This window comes from Kitasatospora sp. NBC_01300, from assembly GCF_041435235.1.
Classification (GTDB): Bacteria; Actinomycetota; Actinomycetes; order Streptomycetales; family Streptomycetaceae; genus Kitasatospora.
This window is the reverse complement of record NZ_CP108409.1, coordinates 239,044-254,292: the sequence shown is the minus strand read 5'-3', so window position 1 is coordinate 254,292 and position 15,249 is coordinate 239,044. Positions and strand designations below refer to the sequence as shown.

The 15,249-nt window shown below is 71.8% G+C and carries 16 protein-coding genes and 1 pseudogene; 10 read left to right on the top strand and 7 right to left on the bottom strand.

The genetic code is table 11. The annotated features are described in order from the left end of the window. Positions 1 to 7 precede the first annotated feature (7 nt). Entirely contained in the window at positions 8 to 934 is a 927-nt protein-coding gene (locus OG556_RS34805) for a DUF4232 domain-containing protein (RefSeq protein ID WP_331743286.1), read from the bottom strand. 234 nt (positions 935 to 1,168) lie between these two features. Here OG556_RS34805 and OG556_RS34800 point away from each other — a divergent pair, with 234 nt between their 5' ends. Next, entirely contained in the window at positions 1,169 to 2,074 is a 906-nt protein-coding gene (locus OG556_RS34800; RefSeq protein WP_331743285.1) for a hypothetical protein, read from the top strand. 84 nt (positions 2,075 to 2,158) lie between these two features. On the opposite strand, the gene OG556_RS34795 is transcribed toward OG556_RS34800, so the two are convergent. The 3 genes from OG556_RS34795 to OG556_RS34785 all read right to left on the bottom strand — a co-directional run bounded on the left by OG556_RS34795 (position 2,159) and on the right by OG556_RS34785 (position 5,421). Next, positions 2,159 to 3,283 carry a catalase family protein gene (locus OG556_RS34795; protein ID WP_331743283.1) on the bottom strand — a complete coding sequence of 375 codons (1,125 nt, stop codon included), beginning with the start codon at positions 3,281 to 3,283 and terminating at the stop codon, positions 2,159 to 2,161. Between the two features lie 55 nt (positions 3,284 to 3,338). Beyond that, complete coding sequence (locus OG556_RS34790) at positions 3,339 to 4,691, bottom strand: Dyp-type peroxidase (RefSeq protein WP_331743280.1); 1,353 nt, start codon at positions 4,689 to 4,691, stop codon at positions 3,339 to 3,341. A 139-nt stretch (positions 4,692 to 4,830) separates the two neighbouring features. Continuing rightward, on the bottom strand, positions 4,831 to 5,421 hold the full coding sequence (locus OG556_RS34785; protein WP_331743277.1) for a hypothetical protein: 591 nt from the start codon (positions 5,419 to 5,421) through the stop codon (positions 4,831 to 4,833). Between the two features lie 225 nt (positions 5,422 to 5,646). Here OG556_RS34785 and OG556_RS34780 point away from each other — a divergent pair, with 225 nt between their 5' ends. Further along, positions 5,647 to 6,324 carry a GAP family protein gene (locus tag OG556_RS34780; RefSeq protein WP_331743274.1) on the top strand — a complete coding sequence of 226 codons (678 nt, stop codon included), beginning with the start codon at positions 5,647 to 5,649 and terminating at the stop codon, positions 6,322 to 6,324. 88 nt (positions 6,325 to 6,412) lie between these two features. Here the strand turns inward: OG556_RS34780 and OG556_RS34775 are convergent, their stop codons facing one another. Next, complete coding sequence (locus OG556_RS34775; protein ID WP_331743271.1) at positions 6,413 to 6,880, bottom strand: MarR family transcriptional regulator; 468 nt, start codon at positions 6,878 to 6,880, stop codon at positions 6,413 to 6,415. A gap of 240 nt (positions 6,881 to 7,120) precedes the next feature. Here OG556_RS34775 and OG556_RS34770 point away from each other — a divergent pair, with 240 nt between their 5' ends. The 3 genes and pseudogenes from OG556_RS34770 to OG556_RS34760 all read left to right on the top strand — a co-directional run bounded on the left by OG556_RS34770 (position 7,121) and on the right by OG556_RS34760 (position 8,777). Then, positions 7,121 to 7,750, top strand: a complete 630-nt coding sequence (locus tag OG556_RS34770; RefSeq protein WP_331743268.1) for an isochorismatase family protein — start codon at positions 7,121 to 7,123, stop codon at positions 7,748 to 7,750. A gap of 139 nt (positions 7,751 to 7,889) precedes the next feature. After that, positions 7,890 to 8,204 (top strand): annotated as a pseudogene (locus OG556_RS34765) (hypothetical protein); the annotation flags it as partial. A gap of 90 nt (positions 8,205 to 8,294) precedes the next feature. Continuing rightward, a complete protein-coding gene (locus OG556_RS34760; RefSeq protein ID WP_371523191.1) occupies positions 8,295 to 8,777 on the top strand; it encodes a DUF4240 domain-containing protein in 483 nt (160 codons plus the stop codon). A gap of 91 nt (positions 8,778 to 8,868) precedes the next feature. Here OG556_RS34760 and OG556_RS34755 read toward each other — a convergent pair whose 3' ends face one another. Further along, positions 8,869 to 9,750, bottom strand: coding sequence for an SDR family oxidoreductase (locus tag OG556_RS34755; protein WP_331743263.1), 882 nt, complete (start codon positions 9,748 to 9,750; stop codon positions 8,869 to 8,871). 84 nt (positions 9,751 to 9,834) lie between these two features. Between OG556_RS34755 and OG556_RS34750 the strand changes: the two genes are divergently transcribed. The 3 genes from OG556_RS34750 to OG556_RS34740 all read left to right on the top strand — a co-directional run bounded on the left by OG556_RS34750 (position 9,835) and on the right by OG556_RS34740 (position 12,359). After that, on the top strand, positions 9,835 to 10,416 hold the full coding sequence (locus OG556_RS34750) for a helix-turn-helix domain-containing protein (protein WP_331743260.1): 582 nt from the start codon (positions 9,835 to 9,837) through the stop codon (positions 10,414 to 10,416). Between the two features lie 342 nt (positions 10,417 to 10,758). Next, positions 10,759 to 11,322 (top strand): DoxX family protein, encoded by a 564-nt coding sequence (locus tag OG556_RS34745; protein WP_331743258.1) that lies wholly within the window; start codon positions 10,759 to 10,761, stop codon positions 11,320 to 11,322. Positions 11,323 to 11,435: 113 nt separating this feature from the next. Further along, positions 11,436 to 12,359: a phosphotransferase gene (locus tag OG556_RS34740; RefSeq protein ID WP_331743255.1), complete on the top strand. Its 924-nt coding sequence runs from the start codon at positions 11,436 to 11,438 to the stop codon at positions 12,357 to 12,359. Positions 12,360 to 12,396: 37 nt separating this feature from the next. On the opposite strand, the gene OG556_RS34735 is transcribed toward OG556_RS34740, so the two are convergent. Next, the gene (locus tag OG556_RS34735; RefSeq protein WP_331743251.1) at positions 12,397 to 13,617 is read right to left on the bottom strand and encodes an FAD-dependent monooxygenase; all 1,221 of its coding nucleotides are present in this window, start codon (positions 13,615 to 13,617) and stop codon (positions 12,397 to 12,399) included. 168 nt (positions 13,618 to 13,785) lie between these two features. Between OG556_RS34735 and OG556_RS34730 the strand changes: the two genes are divergently transcribed. Next, a complete protein-coding gene (locus OG556_RS34730) occupies positions 13,786 to 14,298 on the top strand; it encodes a MarR family transcriptional regulator (RefSeq protein ID WP_331743249.1) in 513 nt (170 codons plus the stop codon). 114 nt (positions 14,299 to 14,412) lie between these two features. Beyond that, on the top strand, positions 14,413 to 14,976 hold the full coding sequence (locus OG556_RS34725; RefSeq protein WP_331743246.1) for a hypothetical protein: 564 nt from the start codon (positions 14,413 to 14,415) through the stop codon (positions 14,974 to 14,976). The last annotated feature ends 273 nt before the right edge of the window (positions 14,977 to 15,249 follow it).

Sequence of the window (15,249 nt, the reverse complement as noted above, 5' to 3'; positions counted from 1 at the left end):
GCCCCGCTCACGGACGGCTGTCCTCCCTCGCCCAGGCGCCGACGCCGAGCCGCCCCGTGGTACCCAGGTCGATCTCCGGGACGACCATCACCGGGGCCGCGTCAGGGGTGGCCCGGACCCGCACGTACGGGGCGTTCACCGGGCTGCCCGACTCCACGGTGTTGCGCCACACCAGCGTGGAACGGGCGCCCTCCCCGGGGCGCAGCACGATCTCCTGCGGCGGGTCGTCCGCGCCGGTGCCGCCGGCGATCCCGGCGCCGCCGGACAGGAAGCGCACCCCGTCGACCGGCCGGTGCTCCACGTCGAGCAGCTGCAGCTTCGGGTAGCCGTTGACGGACACCGCGGACGTCCCGCAGTTGCGCAGGTGCAGACCGACCGCGCGCAGGCCCATCGCGGCGTCGCCGTCGTCCGCGTACAGCCGCAGGCCCGAGGCCGGGCAGGGCCCGCCCGGCCGCGAGGCCTCGGCGCTGGGCACACTGCGGACCTGGACGATCTTCACCAGCGGTCCGGCGCCCGACCGTGCCTGCCCGTGCCCGTCCAGCTCGATCCGCCCCTTCGAGGTGGCCCCCGGAGCGAGCGAGGTGACGACCTGCGTCACGTTGTCCAGCGCACCTCCGGCCGCCGAGAGCCGGCTGAACACCGCTGTGACATCGGAGGTCTCGTCCCCCGGATTGGTCACCTCGTACTCGGCGCAGGCCGCACCGGCGGCCGTGATCCGCACCCCGCCCTGCGCGAGCCCGGGCGACGCCTGCCCGTTGCGGGACGCCGACGGCAACGGCTCCCCGCACGGACCGGCACTGCCGGAGGCCGCCGAACTTCCCGTCGTCCCGTCTGCGCAGCCCACGAGCAGGGTCGCGCAGACCGCGACCACCGCGACTGCGGCAGTCGGCCGGCGGGCCGTCAGGTGATTCCCGGCGTTCTCGAACTGATGCATCAGCCGATGCGATCACGAACCACCCGCAACGCCTATGAGCTGCGCCACTGCCTGCGCAACAGGACCGCAACGATCCGCCCGGCCCCCGGCTCACCTCCGCCGCCACCGTCGCCATCGGTGACCGGGCCCCGCTGCCCGATGGTCCGAACCGGTCGCCTTCCGGTGCGGGGCGTGGTCTGCCGCGCGCGGTGGGGGATGTTCCGCGCCGGATGCCACCCACAGAAAGGATTCTTCATGGTGGAGCACGTGTTCGCGCGCGTGGTACGGACGGTGACCGTCTCGGCCCTCGCCCTGGCGACGAGCGTCGGTGCGGGCGGTACGGCCGGCGCCGCCTCGCCGGAGGACCACCCCATCGAGGTGAGCATCGGAGCCTCCGGCCTGCAGGCACCGGACACCGCGAAGGGCGGCCTGGTCAGTTTCCGGGTCAAGACGGACGACCCGAACGGCCGGCAGCTGCAGCTGCTGCGTCCGCACGAGGGAGTGACCATCGACCAGGTCCTCCGGGACCTCGCCGACGCGGTCAGCCCGTCGCCGGCCACCGCGCGCACCGGGATCCGGGCGGTGAACGGTGAGGCGGAGCTGCTGGGCGGGGCGCTGGTCACCTCACAGGTGCACGAGCAGTTCACCGAGGAGGTCGGCCCCGGGCCGGTCTACCTGCTGGACCTCACCGCGTTCCGGGCCGACCCGGCCCACCCGGTCTCCAGGAAACTGAACCTGGTCGGTACGAACGGTCAGAGCGACAACCAGGTCCGCTTCGACGACGGCATCGTGATCGAGAAGGACACGGCCGATGGGCCGCGTTTCCAGACCGAGGACGTCGACCACGCGCACCTGGCCTACCTGGTGCACGACGGGTCCGAGCAGATCCACGAGATGCAGCTGCGGCCGATCGGTGCGGACACCACCGACGAGCAGATCGGACAGTACCTGCGGGACGTCGCGCTGGGCGACCTGCCGGTCCGGTCCCCGTTCACCGGGCCGGCCACCGGCCTCGGCGCGATGTCCGGTGACCGCACCGCCTCCGTGCAGGCCCACGGCCTGCAGCCCGGACGGTACGTCCTGCTCTGCATGATTCCCGACGAGCGGACGGGCGTCCCGAACGCCGACCTGGGCATGCGCAAGATCGTCACCCTGAAGTGACCGGCCGGGCCCTGGCACGTCGGCGGCAGCGGGCTGTCAGGGCCGACCGCCCCGGTCGGCGCACCGTCGCGGTGGCGGGCCGGGTCAGGCGCCGAGTACGTCGTCGGCGCTGCGGGGCTCCGAGCGCGGCTGCCGGTTGAGCTGGTGGCGCGCGATGGAGGACCGCCGGTAGACCTCCTTGCGGGCCCGCATGATGTTGCCCAGGGGCGCGTGCTCGGCGGTGACCCGCCAGGGCGTGAAGGACAGCGGGTCCATCCTCTCCAGGTTCTCCGGGCCGGAGATGTCCTGCTGCGGCAGCCGCAGCTTCGCCACGGTGACGGACGGCGAGAGCCGCTCGGACCACTCCACGGTGGTGTCCTCCACCGGCATGCGCTCCAGGTCGGTGCAGAGCTGGACCTGGATGTCGAAGGCGTAGGGCCGCTCCTGGAGCTCGGCCTGCAGGGCCGGCCGGAAGAACTCCGCCCCCGAGGCCGGGTCGACGGTGCGCCGGACCACCGCGGCGGCGGAGGCCGGGTCGGGGGTGATGCGCACCTTGGCGATGTAGTCCCCGTGCCGGACCGCGCCCATCGTCCAGTAGCTGGACAGCAGCAGGTTCGCCGGAGGCGTCTTCGACAGGCGCAGGAAGGCCAGGAACTCGTCCCAGGCCCAGTCCTCCTGGTCCAGCGTTCCCTTTCCGGTCACGAACTCGGTGAAGAACCGGTGCGCGCCGGGTCGGCCCTGGGAGAAGTACGCCGGCGCGTTCAGGAACAGGTCCTGGATGAACAGGTAGTGCGCGACCGTGTTGCAGAAGAAGACCGGCCCGTTGATGTTGGCGTAGTCGAACGTGCCCGTGTCCGGTTCGTCCTCCAGCAGGGTCGGGCCGGGGATGTCGAACATCTTCAGCGCCAGTCCGGTGGCGGCACCCAGTCGCGCGTCGGCCCCGGCGTGCGGCGAGCCGTTGGAGAAGCGGATCAGCGCGTCGTGGGTCCCCGCGGTCGCGTAGATCCCCTGGGCGTACTCGGGGGGCAGCCCGTCCAGGATCTCCACCTCCCCCCGGACCAGCCCGTAGCCCTTGGCGTGGGCATCGCGCAGGGCCCGCCCGGTGCCGCCGGCCTCGACCGACTCGGCGATGTAGCTCTCGGTCTTCTCGATCACCGTCTGCACGTCGCGGTCGAAGTGCGGGTCGTCGACTTCGACGTCGGGCGTGTAGCGGACGAACTGTGCTGTCATGACTGCGACCTCTCCTCGGAGAGCGCGACCGGACCTCAGGGAGTGGGAACCGCCCTCAGCCCTCCAGTTCGGCGAGCCAGCGCAGGGCCCGCAGACCCGGCAGGAAGCAGTACTCGCCGCCGCGGGTGACCACGAAGCTGGGCAGGTTCCTCAGGCGACGCCGGACCGGCTTCTCCGGGATGGTGATGCTGCCGGTTCCGCCGTGGTGCCCGGCCACCGGGTCCTTCTCGCCGGGGTAGCCGATGAAGTTGCCGTCGTTGACCCACTCGGCCTTGATGAACTCGAACTGCCGCTCCAGATGGGCCCCCATGAACACCCCGACCAGGCCGCGCTCGGCGCCGTCGTCCTCCAGCACGCCCTCGGGCAGCGGCGGGCCGTAGGTGGTGCCGCGACGGATGAGCCGGTGCATCCGCGCGTCGCCGATGATGGTGGAATCGCGGGGGTTGGTGCGCCGGATGTGCGCACCGGCCGGGCACCGGAAGCCGCGATCGTCGTTCTCCCGGTACAGGAAGTCGTTGACACGGCGCGGATCGGCCGCCAACTCCGGATCGTCGTGCTCCGGCGTCAGCGTCAGCGGCGCCCCGCTCGGCCAGCGCCCGACCATCTTCGCCGCCAGCAGCGCCTCCTCCTCGGCGCTGGAGCTGTTCGCCCGCAGGTACCGGCGCCAGGCCGCCACGTTGGTGTGGATCTTGCGAACGGCCACGTAGGTCCCGTTGCGCCCCAGGACGTCGGGGCTGGGCACCGGCGGCAGGCCGCCGGTCTCGTCGGGGTAGCCGAGGATGAACTCGCCGGCCTTGATCGGGGCTTCCTGCGGGTTGGAGCCGGGCAGCCCGACGCCCTCGATGTTCGGATGGCTGATGCCGTCACGGAAGCCGAAGGTGGTGCGCCCGGTCGGGAGCTGGTGGACCTCCTGCTGCCAGATCACCCGGACACCGGGCGTGTCCTCGTAGGCGACACGGGCCCGACCCAGCTCCCTCTCCAACTGCGCGGGGTCGGAGGAGAGGGCGCTCAACGCGATGTGGACCTCACCGGTGCCGAACGGCGCCTCCCAGTGGGCCGGTGCACTCTCGCCCACGTCGCCGATCAGCCCGGCCCGAGCGGCCATGCCCTCACGGAACGCCCGCGGAAAGCTGTCCAGCGACTCCTGGGGCACCCCCAGGGCCCTCAGCCCCTGGTGGGTGAACGCCACGGTCACCCAGGCGTCCCGGCCCGGGTCCACGCCGGGCAGACCGCCGGAGGTCACCGGGAGCAGCCGGCGCAGCAGGGCGCGCCCGGCGTGGCGGTCGTCCACGCGCAGGAAGACGAACCTGCCCTCGTAGGGCACGGGCCGTGGCCGCAGGGCCCCGCTCTGGACGTCGTCGATCTCGACGCGCACGCCCGCCGCGCTGCCGCTGTCCGCTGTGTTCATGGTTGCTTGTGCCCTCTCCACATCTGTCTCTTGTCCCTGCATCTGTCTTCGCCCGGACAGCCCGGCGACGGCCGGATCGCACCGGCCGACTCGGTCCGCCGGTGCTGGGCGGGCTCCGGCGGTTGGCCGTGTCCGGGTGCTAGGCCGAGGCTTCCTCCAGCAGCTTCTGGAAGGCCGGCGTGGCCACCAATTCGGCATTGGCCGGGTTGTCCAGCGCGGCCCGGAACTGGGGGGTGTCCAGTACCTCCTGGAACGCGTCGTCCACGCGGTGGTCCTTGTAGATCTGCTGGACGGTGAGGTCGGGGTAGGCGCTGACGAAGACCCTCGCGGGCTCCTGGTGGGCGACGAACCAGTCCTTCACCCCCGGATCGGCGACGCCGGGGAACCCTTCGCTGTGCGAGAAGATCTTGTCGAAGCGGGACCCGACCACCGTCTGGGCGAAGTCGTCGATGTAGGTGTCCCAGGAGCCGTCGAAAACGCTGGCGAACATGAACCGGGTGTCGTCGTCGAAGATCACGTGCCGTGCGTCGTGCAGGGTACCGATCTGGCGCACCGCCGCATGGGCGCTCTCGTCGTGCGCCGCGTCGGCGAGCGTCGCGAGGTCCCTGCGCAGCGCATCCGCATGGCCCGGTTTGATCCTGGTGAAGACGGTGAACTCACTGCAGACCCCATCCGACCTGCCCGGGCGCTCGGGGTGGGCCGACTGGGTCGCGCCTGTCGTGGCGGTCATCGTGACGTCCTCCTGCCGTGGTCGGTGCGAGGGACGCCAACCGCCCGAACATGGGGCGCCATCGCCCTCACCTCTTCATCCTGACCCGAGCGCGGTGGGGGCACCACCGGGCAGGGCCGGAGTTCCGGGAACCTCATGAGGACAGCTCCGTCAGAGCGGAGGATCATGGATCACGGGCCTGCCGGGTTCGTCGTCACGCGCTCCGACTCTCGTCTGGAGGCAACCATGGGCAAAGTTCTCGGTGACGTCCTGGGCCTCGCCGCCGGCGTCGCGATCAGCCCGCTCCCGATCATCGCGATCATCCTCATCCTCGCCACGCCTCGGGGACGCCTCAACGGAGTCCTCTTCACCGTCGGCTGGATCCTGGGACTCTCGGCGCTGGGCGCGGTGATGCTGGCGGTCGCGTCCCCCGCAGGCGCCTCTGCCCACCATCACCCGGCCACCTGGGTGGGAGTCCTCAAGCTCGTCCTGGGGCTGCTCCTCGTCCTGTTCGGCGCCCGGCAGTGGCACCGGCGTCCGAAGGATCCGTCGCAGGCCCAGCTGCCGAAGTGGATGAGCGCGATCGACCGCCTCACGCCGGTCAAGGTCCTCGCACTCGGACTGGCCCTGTCCGCGCTCAACGCCAAGAACGCCCCGCTGACCCTCGCCGCGGGTGCCGCGATCGGCTCGGCCGGACTGCCGGCAGGGCAGCAGATCGCCTCACTGGCGGTCTTCGTCGTGATCGCCACCCTCGGCCTGTTGGCCCCGCTGGGGGTCTTCGTGCTCGGGGGAGCGCGAGCCCAGACCACGCTCGGCAACTGGAAGGACTGGGCGGCTCAGCACAACGTCGCCGTGATGGCGGTCCTGTTCTTCGTCCTCGGGCTGAAACTGTTCGGAGACGGGATCTCCGTCCTCACCTCCTGACGGGTCGCTCGGCGAATCCCTTTCCTGGCGCGGAAGTTCGTGACCACGGAGGCGTCAGGCGGCGCCGACCGGCAGGGCGCGGCACTGCCTAGTCTTCGCGTCGGGCCTCACGCCGGGTCTCGCGCTGGAGATCGGCCACGTGGTGGAGGGCGGTCTTGAAGGCGGCGTACTCCCGCGCGCCCAGCGCCTTCGCGTGGCGCTCCTCGATCGAGCGCATGATGGCGGCGGCGGCCTCCATCTGGAGCAGGCCGCGTTCGGTGGGGTGGATCAGCTTGGCGCGGCGGTCCGCGGGGTCGGGTCGGCGTTCGACGTAGCCCAGGCGTTCGAGGTCGTCGACGACGGTCCCGATGACCTGCTTGTGCTGTCCGGAGGCGCGGGCGAGTTCGCTGGCGCGGATGCCGTCGGTGCGCAGGTAGGCGAGCACGGCGCCGGCGCGGGGCTGGATGTCGTCGAAGCCCTGCTCGGCGAGCACGGTGAACAGCTCGCGCTGGACGGAGAAGAGCACCCGGGCGGCGAGCACGCCGAGGTCCGGTTCCGCCGCCTGGTGTCCGCTCAACGCCTCTCCCGCTTCCGCCGTCTCCGGGCCCGTCTGCCGCTCCGCCCTGTGACCAGCAACTTTAGTCGCCCGCCCGGTGGGCTCGGGCGGCACCCCAGGAGGTTCCGGCGTCCCGCCCTGACCAGTGCTTGCGTCCCGGGGGGCAGGGGTATAGCGTCGAAGTAGTCACTAATCTTGACTATCAAGATTAGTGACTACCAGCCGCCGACGGAACCGTGGTCCAACCCGAAGGAGCGCACGATGAGCGAGCACAGCAAGTTCCTGGAGCCGATCACCCGGGAGAACGCCGCCGTGGTCCTGGTCGACCACCACGTCGGCCTGCTGTCCGGCGTCCGGGACATCCCGCTCGGCGAGCTGAAGCACAACGTGGTCGCGCTGGCGCGCGCGGCGACCGTGCTCGGCATCCCCCTGGTCGTCACCACCACCGCGGCCGACAGCATGTGGGGGCCCACCACCCCGGAACTGGTCCAGGCCCTGCCGGCCGGACAGCGGATCATCGACCGCAGCACGGTCAACGCCTGGCACGACGGCCCGGTCCGCGAGGCCATCGAGGCCACCGGACGGCAGAAGCTGATCTTCGCCGGAGTGTCCCTGGAGGTGTGCGCGGCGCTGCCCGCGATCGCCGCGACGGCCGCCGGACACCACGCGTACGTCGCCGTGGACGCCTCCGGCACCTTCAGCCAGGCCAAGCGCGAGGCGGGACTGCTGCGCATGCAGCAGGCGGGCGTCACCGTCTCCGACTACGCCACCCTCATGGTCGAGGCCCTGGCCGACAACGCCGCCCCCGAGGCCGGCGACCTCTACGCCGCCCTCGACATGCCCTTCGCCGTCCTGGTCGGCCAGATCTCGGCGGCCGCCCGCCCCGCGTGACGGCCGGCGCACTCACCCGACCCGGCCGTCACCGACCCGCGCCACCGGGGGGATGCGCCTCGCTCCCGTCGCCTGTCAGTGCCGGCTGGCATGCTGCCGGGCAGAAGAGGACGGCAACAAGTGGCAAGGGCTGTGTGCGATGGGTCTTGAGGGCGGGGTCTGGCGTCTGGTGCGCCGGGAAGAGCTGGTGGGCGAGATCGTGGTCGAGGAGGCGGACTTCCCGTGGCTCCACGGGCGCTTCGTGCCGGGAGCGGCGTTCCCCGCCGTCCAGCCGCTCTTCGCCCGTTCGCTCGCGCTGTCCGAGGCGGAGGACTGGGAGGCCTTCGACGACGCGTACGAGGAGATCACGAGCACCGTGTCGATGCTCTCGCCCTCGGGCCCGGTCGCCGAGTTCCTGCTGCACATCCAGGACGACAGGGCCTGGTTCCGGTGGAGTGACGAGCCGTTCGAGGACGCGGACGGGCAGGGCGGAGGCGAGGCGGGCAGCGCCGGACCGTCCGCGGGAAGCGACGCCGACGTCGACCCCGGCCTCGACCTGCCGGTGATGACCTGGGAGCGGTTCTGGCAGTTGATCGAGATCGTCGGGGGTGGGGCCGGTATCGAGACGTGCGCGCAGCTCGAAACCGGCTGCGCCCGCCTGACCGAAGTTCTCGCCTGCGAACCGCTGGGCCAGATCATCGGCTTCGGCGAGCGTCTCGCCGAGGCGCTGCACCGCCTGGACCAGGAGCAGTTCGGGACGCTGCCGATCACCGGCGCGGTGCTGCCCGACGGCTCGCCGTTCCCCCAGTCGAGCGACCACTTCCTGTACACGCGAGCTGCGGTGGTGGCTGCGGGCCGCGACGTGTACGAGAGCGTGTTCCACGATCCCGAACGGTTCGCTCCGTTCACCGCGCGGCAGTGCGAACCGCTGCTCTACGTGCACGAGGAGGCGTTCGAGCTCGTGACCGGGACGGAGTGGGACCGCCTGACCCGCTACGACTACGAGTCCTGCTCGAACGCGGACGGCTGGCCCGAGCTCCGCGGCTGAGCACCGACCGTCGCAGAGCACCGTTGACGGCAGAGCCGGCCCCGCTCGGCGGGCGACGAGCGGGGCCGGTCCCCTGGCGGCCGCCGGTCCCTCAGGCCTCGATGTTCTCCAGGTCCGCGAGCAGGCCCGGGCGCGCCGGCTTCCAGCCGAGGGCGGTGCGGGTGTGAGCGCTGGAGGCAGGCTGGTCGGCCGCGAAGATCGGGCCGAGCGGACCGAAGCTCTCCTGCGGCACCGGCCCGACCGGAAGGCCGAGCCGCCGTCCGATGACCGCGGCGATGTCGCGTACCGCGTCGCCTTCGTCGTCGACGGCGTGCCACGCGGATCCGGCCGGGGCCTTCTCCAGGGCGAGCCGGAACAGGACGGCGGCGTCGAGCGCGTGGACGGCGGGCCAGCGCTGCGCGCCGTCTCCCGGGTAGCCGGAGACGCCGGTGCCGCGGGCGATGTTGGTCAGCAGCCCGGCGAACCCGCCCTGGCCCCGGTTGTGGACCGTGCGCGGCAGCCGTACCGCCGAGCTGCGAACGCCTCGTGAGGCGAGTGCGAGTGTGCGGTTCACCGACAGGCTGCGTCCGCTGACAGGTCCGTCCAGCGGCAGCGGGTCCTCCTCGGTCGAGGCGCGTCCCACCACGAGGGGTGTGCCGGACGCGGTGACGAGCGGCCTGTTCGTGCCGACGAGGGCGTCGCCGAGGGCCGCGAGTGCGGCGCTCTCCTCGGCGATCCCCCGCGCGAGTGCGTCGGGCGAGCTGAAGTCGTTGCTGAAGGCGAGGTGGATGACGCCGTCCGCCTGTTCCGCGCCGGTCCGCAGCACGTCGAGGTCGGCGAGCCCGCCGCGGAGCACGTCGGCGCCGGCGGCTTTCGCGGTGGCCGCGGAGGCGTCGGATCGGGCGAGGGCGGTGACCAGGTGGCCTGCGGTGAGCAGTTCGGCGACGACGGCAGAGCCGATCAGGCCGGTGCCGCCGGTGATGAAGACGCGCATGGTGAGCTCCGAGGAGTGATGCGACTGTTATCCCATCACTGTACGACGCGATGCGACACTTGTCCCGTCATCTAGACTGACACCATGCCGCGATGGAAACCCGATGCCCGACAACGCCTGGTCGTGGCTGCGCTGAGCCTGTTCGCCGAGCAGGGCTACGACGAGACGACCGTCGCTCAGATCACCGAGCGGGCAGGGCTCACGCGGAGCACCTTCTTCCGTCACTTCACCGACAAGCGCGAGATCCTCACCATGGGGCAGTCGGTGCTCAGCCGCCTGCTGGCCGAGGGCATCGACGGCGCCCCTGCGGATGCGACGCCGATGACGGCCGTCGCGGCCGGACTCGAACGCGCATCGGGCGAGATGACGTCGTTCAACCGCGAGCTCAGCCCGCTGCTGCACGCGGCGATCGAGGCGAACGCGGAGTTGCAGGCACGCAACGTGCTGAAGTGCATCGGCATGGCCACGGCGATGGCCGACGCGCTGAAGCGACGGAACGTCGCAGAGCCCACGGCGCAGGTGGCCGCCGAACTCGGCGTCCTCGCGTTCAGGCTCGGCTACGCCCGCTGGACCGACCCCAGCCACGACGAGGACCCCGGCGGGCTGGCGCCCCACACGCGAGCCGCGTTCGACGAACTCCGTGCGGCAGCCGCTGAGCTCCGCTGAGCTCCGCTGAGCTCCGCTGAGCTCCGCTGAGCTCCGCTGAGCTCCGCTGAGCTCCGCTGAGCTCCGCTGAGCTCCGTATCCGCCGCTACGAGGAGTCCTGCCGCCGGTCGCCGCCGCGTAGAGTGGACACAGAGAGTGCTGGATCACGGCTTCCCTCTTCGGAGGGTTATCGGTGAGACGCACGGATGCCTCCGGTGAGGCGGTGCCGGTCCGGCCGTTCCTGGACTTGGTCGACGGCGGCGCGAGTCGCGCCCGGCCGATCTGATCTGTGCGTCGACGCCTCGTCTCGGGAGAGGCGATCCCGCTCGCGGCGGTGACGGCGCGCGGGAGGAGACCTTCGCCATGAAACCGACTGCCGAGCGGCTGCGGACCTCCGTCCGCAGCGCCGTTCCGACCTCCACGCACCCGCCGCCCGTGTCTGCCGCCGACGTCGGCCTGCTGGTGCTCCGGCTGGCCGGCCTGCTGCTGGCCGGCCACGGTGCCCAGAAACTCTTCGGACTGTTCGGCGGCGCCGGTCTGAACGCGACCGGCAAGGGCTTCGAGGCCCTGGGCTACCGGCCCGGCGTCCTCTTCGCCACGCTGGGCGGCGCCTCGGAACTGGGCGGCGGCCTGGGCCTCGCCCTCGGGCTGTTCACCCCGCTGGCCGCCGCCGCCGTGATCGGGGTGATGATCAACGCGATGTCCGTCAGCTCGGGCAGCGGCCTGTGGGCCGACAAGGGCGGCATGGAGTACCCGCTGTGCCTGGCGCTGATCGCGATCGCGGTCTCCGCCATCGGACCCGGACGCCTGGCGCTGGACCGCCCGTTCCGGTGGGGCCAGGGCGGGTGGTGGAGCGCGGCCGTCGCCCTGGGGATGGGCGGCATCGGCGCGGGCATCGTGCTGTCCCTGCAAGGGGTGACCCTGTAGGTGTGTCCGGTGAGTGGTCGGGCCGCGGCCGTCCGTCGGCGTGGCGGCGATCGTGAGCACGCATCGCGGGAAAGTCCGGTGCGTCGATGAACTGTCAGCCCTAGCATGCGGGGGTGAACCTCTCCCATCTCGGCGTGCCGATCGGACCGATGATCCGCGTCCACGGCGGGTTCGCCAACCGGATGTACCGGCTCGACACCGGCCAAGGGTCGTTCGCGGTCAAGGAGTTGAACCTTGTCGACCGCCGCCTGACCTATCGCGCCGAGGACGTGTTCAGCTTCGAGCGGGCGGCCTTCGCCGCCGGCATCCCGATGCCGGAGCCGATCTCGGCCGACGATCACACGCTCGTCCACCGATGGGTCGAGGGGGAGAAGGTGCCGGAAGCGCCGGTGTCGACGGCGTACGCGTTCGAGATCGGGGAGATCCTCGCACGGGTCCACACGCTCGACGTCGCGTGGACCCGTGCGCCGATCGAGGAGCCGATCTCGCGGGACTGGCCCGAGCTCGCCGCGCGGGCGGCGGCGACCGGACAGCCGTGGGCCGACGAACTCGCCGCTCACGTCGAGACGTTCCTCGCGATCGCCCACTTCGTCGACACCTGCGAACGGCCCGGCCCCGCCGTGCTGACCCACAGGGACGTCCAACCGTGGAACCTGCTCGCCCGAGAGGGCCGGCCGGTGGTGCTCGACTGGGAACTCTCGGGAATGCTCGACCTCTCCGGTGAGCTCGGCTCGACCGCGCTCAGCCTCGCGAAGGGACCGGGCTTCGACGCCATCGAGCCCGCCGTCTTCCGCTCGGTCCTCGACGGCTACGTCGCGGGAGGCGGCACGCTGCCGCCGTCAGGTCCGAGCTGGTTCGTGTTCATGATCGGCGGCTGGCTGGGGCACACGAGGTGGAACATCCTCCGCTGCCTCGCCGGCGTCGAGGCGAGCACCGGCCCCGACCTCGCGCTCTCCCACGAGGCCGCGCGCAACGGCGTGCGGGGCCTCCCCGACCTGTTCGGCCGGCTTCCGGAGCTGGAGGCGCTGCTCGTGTGACAGCGGCCGCGTCCGTGCTCGGTACGCGCGGGCGCGCTCATCCGGCGTGGTCGTAGTCCGGCAGGACCACGTCGTTGTGGGCGGCGCGTTTCCCCGTTCCCGCCGGGTCGGCGGGGCCGGCCAGGTCGGCGGGGGTGGCGCGCAGGGCCGCGTTGCGGGCGTCGAGCAGGTCCTGGGTGCCGGGGATGAGGCCGGTGCCGCCGGAGGTGGCCAGCGCCTGGTTCCGCTCCACGAAGGGGCGCGCCCTGCGCTCGTAGGCCGCGAAGGCAGCCGCGTGGTCGGTGTGGGAGGCCAGTTCTCCGGCCAGGAGGTAGGCGCCGACCAGCGAGACGCTGGAGCCCTGGCCGGACAGGAACGAGGTCGCGTGGGCCGCGTCACCGGCGAGGGCGACGCGGCCACGGGACCAGGTGGGCATGTGGATCTGGCTGACGACGTCGAAGAACAGGTCGTCGGCCTCGCGCATCGCGTCCACCAGGCGCGGGACGTGCCAGCTGCGCTCGGGGAACGCGGCGGCGACGAGTTCGCGCTGCGCCTGCGGGTCCCGGAAGGCGTCGAAGGCGAAGTCCTCCCGCTTGAGGATGAGGAACCCGTGCACGCGGTCGGCGGGTTCGTGGGCGTAGAGGACGGCCGCCCGGCCGGGCGAGTTCCAGGTGACCGCTTCGTGGGCGAGGCCCAGGTCGTTCGCGAGGGTGAAACCGGCGAAGACGTGGCCGAGGTAGCGGTGGAACGCGTCCTCGGGGCCGAAGACCAGTCCGCGGGTGTGGGAGTGCAGACCGTCGGTGCCGATCACCAGGTCGAAGGTGCGGTGGGCGCCGCTGTCGAAGGTCACGTCGACGCGGTCCGGCCGGTCGTCCAGGGTGGCGATGGAGTCGCCGAAGAGGAATTCGACCCGGTGGCGGAGCGGAGCGTAGAGGGCGCTCGCCAGGTCGCCGCGCCGTACTTCCAGGTCCAGGCCCGCGGCGCCGCCGGTGAGGGTTTCGGGGGCGACGGAGCTGATGGGCGCCCCGTCCGCGTCCACGAACGAGAGCCTGCGCGTGTCCACGTGGGCCTCGCGCAGTCGCGGGAGCAGCCCCATGCGGTCGACGACCTCGCGGGCGGCGCCGCGGATGTCGACGGCGTACCCGCCGCCCCGGAGGGTTGACGCCCGTTCGACGACGGTGACGTCGAAGCCGTAGCGGTCGAGCCAGTAGGCGAGGGCGGGGCCGGCGATGCTCGCGCCCGAGATGAGGACCTTGCGGTTCGCGGAGTGGTTGTTCACGGTGTGCTCTCCTCCTGGCGGCGCATCCCGGCGGTCGCCTCCTGGCGGTCACACCGAAGATGCGTACCTTAGGTATCTTTATGGACGGCACAGCGCACCCGCGGAGAGCGGGCGCAACTCAAGGATATAGATACCTAAGTTAGGTATTCAAGTGGAGGTGGTGGTCCAATGACCGCGGACTCGCCGGACGACCCCGGCGCGGACGAGCAGGCGGCAGCCGTCTGGGCGGCCCTGCCCCGGCTGGCCCAGCTGAGCAACGCCATGACCCGCGGCCGCCTGGCCGAACGGGCGGCCGAGGCGGCAGGGCTCGATCTGGACCGCCCCGCACTGAGCGCGCTCATGACCCTGCACAGGGCGGACCGGCCGCTGCGCATCGGGGAGATCGCCGAACGGATGCAGGTGGTCGGCCCGCACGTCACGCGACAGGTCCAGGCGTTGGAGCGGCGCGGCCTCGTCCAGCGCGTCGGCGACCCGCACGACCGGCGTGCCAGCCTCGTCGAGGCGACCGCTGAAGGGGCGAGGGCCGCGAACGCCTACACGGCGTCCATGATCGGCTGGTTCGCGGACGCGACGGCGCACTGGTCGGACCAGGACCGCGGAGACCTGGGCCGCCTGCTCGTGAAGCTGGCCGACGATGTCATCGCCCGCCTGGCCCTCCTCGACGACGACGCTGGCAGATGACGGCACCTGAACGGTCAGGGCGGCACCTCGAAAACCCGTCCCACCCCGCCTCGTTCGGGTGAAACCTCCGTGGCCGCCGGCATCGGAGGGCCCGGACGGCGACATCATGCCTCCATGATCACTTCACATCCCCGACCTGCCCGACGGGTGCGTGCGGGCGCTGCCGCCCTCGCCGCCCTCGGTGCGCTCGCCCTCACCGCCACGACTGCCGCCGCCGCTCCCGCCGCCCCCGCGCCACGCCAGGCCGCCCCGTCCGTGCGCACGGTCGCCGAGCCGCACTGCGGCGAATGGGTCGACTACAACGGCAACGAGGACCGCCGGATGAAGAGCTGGCTCTGTCTCTACGACAGCGGGGACGGGGGGATCTACCCGACGCTGTGGACCGAATGCGGCTGGTGGAAGATCATCGGCTGGGCGGACCCGCCGAACGGCTGCCGCATCTGGGAGCCCAGCTCCTACGAGATCACCTTCCCGGACGGCACCAAGACCAAGGACGCGGTCTTCCCCGGCGCCTCCGGCAAGAACAGCGCCGCGAGCAACGGCAGCACCTACCCCTGCCAGAACGGCACCTGGAAGCTGTGGTCCTACTACGGCGTCCAGATGAAGGACATCCTCGGCAACTGGGGCAGCAACGTGGCCGCCACCCACGAGGCCACCTTCAACGTCACCTGCCCCTGACCCGAAATCCGCCGAGGGCCCGGCCTGGTCCGGACCCTCGGCGCAGGGCAGTTCACGATCGTGCCCCGAACCGGCCGCCGCAGCCGCACCGTTGACCGTTGGTCGCCGCCGGTCCCTTTCGGTCCTGTCCGCGGTGGCACGCCCCGCCGTTGCGTCGCCTCCTATCGGGCGGCGGCCTCGTGGTGAATCATGGAGGCGGCCGAACGGAGCGAGGGCCTCGGGGCGGACGGCACCAGGTCGGCCGTCGGCGGTCCTCAACGAGTGGGATGGGAA

Coding starts and splice junctions, on each gene's coding strand:
- OG556_RS34805 (WP_331743286.1), bottom strand. CDS start 934: ATGCATCAGTTCGAGAACGCCGGGAATCACCTGACGGCCCGCCGGCCG.
- OG556_RS34800 (WP_331743285.1), top strand. CDS start 1,169: ATGGTGGAGCACGTGTTCGCGCGCGTGGTACGGACGGTGACCGTCTCG.
- OG556_RS34795 (WP_331743283.1), bottom strand. CDS start 3,283: ATGACAGCACAGTTCGTCCGCTACACGCCCGACGTCGAAGTCGACGAC.
- OG556_RS34790 (WP_331743280.1), bottom strand. CDS start 4,691: ATGAACACAGCGGACAGCGGCAGCGCGGCGGGCGTGCGCGTCGAGATC.
- OG556_RS34785 (WP_331743277.1), bottom strand. CDS start 5,421: ATGACCGCCACGACAGGCGCGACCCAGTCGGCCCACCCCGAGCGCCCG.
- OG556_RS34780 (WP_331743274.1), top strand. CDS start 5,647: ATGGGCAAAGTTCTCGGTGACGTCCTGGGCCTCGCCGCCGGCGTCGCG.
- OG556_RS34770 (WP_331743268.1), top strand. CDS start 7,121: ATGAGCGAGCACAGCAAGTTCCTGGAGCCGATCACCCGGGAGAACGCC.
- OG556_RS34760 (WP_371523191.1), top strand. CDS start 8,295: ATGACCTGGGAGCGGTTCTGGCAGTTGATCGAGATCGTCGGGGGTGGG.
- OG556_RS34755 (WP_331743263.1), bottom strand. CDS start 9,750: ATGCGCGTCTTCATCACCGGCGGCACCGGCCTGATCGGCTCTGCCGTC.
- OG556_RS34750 (WP_331743260.1), top strand. CDS start 9,835: ATGCCGCGATGGAAACCCGATGCCCGACAACGCCTGGTCGTGGCTGCG.
- OG556_RS34745 (WP_331743258.1), top strand. CDS start 10,759: ATGAAACCGACTGCCGAGCGGCTGCGGACCTCCGTCCGCAGCGCCGTT.
- OG556_RS34730 (WP_331743249.1), top strand. CDS start 13,786: ATGACCGCGGACTCGCCGGACGACCCCGGCGCGGACGAGCAGGCGGCA.
- OG556_RS34725 (WP_331743246.1), top strand. CDS start 14,413: ATGATCACTTCACATCCCCGACCTGCCCGACGGGTGCGTGCGGGCGCT.